This is a genomic window from Amycolatopsis sp. (genome assembly GCF_036008905.1).
Lineage (GTDB): Bacteria > Actinomycetota > Actinomycetes > Mycobacteriales > Pseudonocardiaceae > Amycolatopsis.
In genome coordinates this window covers 1-3,255 of record NZ_DASYMU010000063.1, presented here as the reverse complement: position 1 = coordinate 3,255, position 3,255 = coordinate 1, and the positions used below count along the sequence as shown (strand labels likewise).

2 protein-coding genes are annotated in these 3,255 nt (G+C 68.1%); one reads left to right on the top strand and one right to left on the bottom strand.

Going from position 1 to position 3,255, the window contains the following annotated elements:
* Positions 1-74 precede the first annotated feature (74 nt).
* A complete protein-coding gene (locus tag VGP60_RS12355; protein ID WP_327548093.1) occupies positions 75-1,976 on the top strand; it encodes a vWA domain-containing protein in 1,902 nt (633 codons plus the stop codon).
* On the opposite strand, the gene VGP60_RS12350 is transcribed toward VGP60_RS12355, so the two are convergent.
* Positions 1,977-3,255 (bottom strand): alpha-isopropylmalate synthase regulatory domain-containing protein (locus VGP60_RS12350; protein ID WP_327548092.1); only part of this gene is annotated, 1,279 nt, incomplete at its 5' end.

Here is a 3,255-nt window from a genome sequence, read left to right as displayed (position 1 = left end):
TACGCACTCACGACTCAGTAAGATTCCTCACCCATCCGGGGAACCGATCTGTCCGGTTTCACCTCCAAAGGGGCATGCGACCGACGAAGACCACGCTCGGCAAGCTGCTGGCCACCACTGCCGCCGGGCTGCTCACACTGTCACTGACACCGATCACGGCACACGCACGGCAAGCGCCGGACTACGCGCCGCTCATGCTCGTCCTGGACGCCTCCGGGTCGATGAAGCAGGCCGATTCCGGTGGCCGCACCAAGATGGATTCGGCGCGGACAGCGGCACACACCTTCGTCGACTCCGCGCCCGCCGAAGCACGCGTGGGCCTGACCGTCTACGGAACGGGCACCGGATCCACCGACGCCGAAAAGACGGCCGGCTGTCAGGACGTCCAGGTGCTGCGCCCGGCCGACACGATCGACAAAACCGCCCTCAACAGCGCTGTCGACGGCATCCAGCCGCGCGGCTACACGCCGATCGGCACCTCGCTGCGCAAGGCCGCCGACGCGCTGCCCAAGACCGGTCCGCGCTCGATCGTGCTCGTCTCCGACGGGGAAGACACCTGCGCCCCACCGGATCCGTGCGAAGTCGCCAGGGAACTGATCAAGCAGGGCACTCAGATCCTGGTACACACCATCGGGTTCGGCGTCGACGACAAGTCGCGCCGGCAGCTCACCTGTGTCGCGCAGGTCACCGGCGGCACCTACTCCGACGCCCCGGACGGCAAGTCGCTCGAACGGATCCTGCCGCGGGTGAGCACCGCGGCACTGCGCAACTACGAACCGGCGGGCACGCCGATCACCGGCACCGCGGCTCACGACACCGCACCGGTGGCCGCACCCGGCCAGCATCTCGACACGATCGGCCGGCACGAGACGCGGTACTACGCCGTCGACGTGCCTCAGGGCGCGACCACCTATTTCAGTGGCACGGTGTCGTTCCCGCGGCCGGCCGGGGTGTCGCAGATCGACGACATGAACACCCTGAACCTCCGGGTCCACGGCGAAGGCGGCCGGGACTGCAACTCGGGCGAGTCCGAGCTCGCGACCATGTCGAGTGACGGCGTCGCGCTGACCGTCTCCAAGACCTGGACCGGTGCCACCCAGGAGAAGAACGGCAGCGGAAGCGATCCCTGCAAGGGCGGCGGGACCTACTATTTCGCGGCGACCTGGGACAAAGTCTCCTCGGGAGTGCCGGAGCGCCTGCCGATCGAACTGCTCGTCGGCGTCGAACCCGCGGTCTCCGATCCCGGTCCCGTGGCGGTGCTGCCGGGGACGACCTTCGTCGAACCGGCGGGCGCGAGTGTGCCCGCGACCGGTGGTGGTTCGTTCAACGTGGCCGCCACGCTGAACGGCGGCGGCCGGTACACGGACCTGCTCCAGCGCGGTGAGTACGTGTTCTACCGCGTCAAACTGGACTGGGGTCAGGGCCTGGCCTACCGGGTCGGCTTCGGCGCGGCGGGGAGCACCAGCCAGGTGGACAACATCTCGAACATCGCGACGACGCTGTACACCCCGTTCCGGAAGGAGATCAGCACCAAAACCAACGCCTACACCGGTTCGGCGGTCACGCTGCCCTCGGATTCGGCCTCGGAGAAGGCGATCACGACGGTTCCGGTGCGGTACGACAACCGCACCGCCGATGCCACCGGCACCCGCGCGCAGAGTGTCGCCGGTTGGTACTACCTCGCGGTGAAACTCGGTGCCACGGCTCGAGAAGGAGCCAACGTCCCGGTGCCCGTGTCGTTGGATCTGACCGTCACCAAGGCCGAAGGGGCAGGCCCGACGTACGCCACGGCCAACGTCGGCGGGGTCTTCGGCGAACGTCCCGCGCTGGGCGAAGCTCCCATCACGACACCGGTCGCGGAGACCACTTCGACGTCGTCGAACGGGCCGATCCTGCTCGCCGCGGCGGGTGCCGTCGTGGTGCTCGCCGCCGTCGGGGCCTTCCTGGTCATCCGACGCCGCGGTGCCCGCCGCTAGTCACCGCACGAGGTTCCCGGCCCGCAGACTCTTGTGCACCAGGGCATCGCACAGCGCGAGCCAGGTGGCCTCGACGATGTTGCCGTGGACACCGACGGTGGTCCACTCGCGCTCGCCGTCGGTGGTCTCGACGAGCACGCGCGTCACCGCGTCGGTCCCGGGGTGGCCGGGGAGGATGCGCACCTTGTAGTCGGCCAACTCCACTGTGTCCAACCAGGACAGATGCGGGGACAGCGCCAGGCGCAACGCGGCGTCGAGCGCGTGCACCGGGCCGTTGCCCTCGGCGGTGGCGATGACCCGTTGCCCGGCGACATGCACTTTGACGGTCGCTTCGGCGACGACCTCACCGTCGGAGCGATGGTCCAGTACGACCCGATAGGACTCGAGCTCGAACGGCGGATTGTCCAGTACGTCGCTTTGCGGGCCGTCGACTTCCCGGCGCAGCAACAGTTCCAGCGAAGCGTCGGCGGCCTCAAAGGACCATCCCTGCGCTTCGAGGTCCTTCACCTTGCGAATGGCGCTCGTCAGCGCCTCGGGCTGGTCGGCAAGGTCAACCCCGAGCTCACGTCCCTTGAGTTCGAGGCTGGCCCGGCCGGCCATCTCGGTGACCAGTACCCGCATGTCGTTGCCGACAAGAGGTGGATCGATGTGGTTGTACAACAACGGATCCACCTTGATCGCGCTCGCGTGCAGTCCTGCCTTGTGGGCAAAAGCCGACGCCCCTACGTAAGCCTGGTGGGTGTAGGGGGCGAGGTTCGCGATTTCGGCGAGGGCATGGGAGACCCGGGTGAGTTCGGCGGCACCTCCGGTCGGGAGGACCTCCATTCCGAGCTTGGTCACGAGGTTTCCCGTCACGGCGAACAGGTCGGCGTTGCCGGCCCGCTCGCCGTAACCGTTCGCGGTGCACTGGACGTGCGTCACGCCGGCCTGCACCGCGGCGACGGAGTTCGCCACGGCGCAGGAAGTGTCGTCCTGACAATGGATCCCGAGCCGGAACCCGGTCTTGTCCTTGATCGTCTTGACGGTCTCGGCGAGTCCGAGCGGCAGCTGGCCGCCGTTGGTGTCGCAGAGCACGAGGACGTCGGCGCCCGCGTTTCCGGCGGCGTCGAGGATCCTCAGTGAGGTTTCGGGGGAATGCGCGTAGCCGTCGAAGAAGTGTTCGGCGTCGAGGAAGACGCGGCGGCCCTCCCGGACGAGGAATTCGACGGTGTCGCGGACCATCGCACAGGCCTCGTCGACGTCGACGCGCAGGGCGCGTTCGATGTGGCGCAGGTCGGAC

Excerpts from the sequence above, each read along its gene's own strand:
- VGP60_RS12355 (WP_327548093.1), top strand. The coding sequence starts at position 75 with ATGCGACCGACGAAGACCACGCTCGGCAAGCTGCTGGCCACCACTGCC.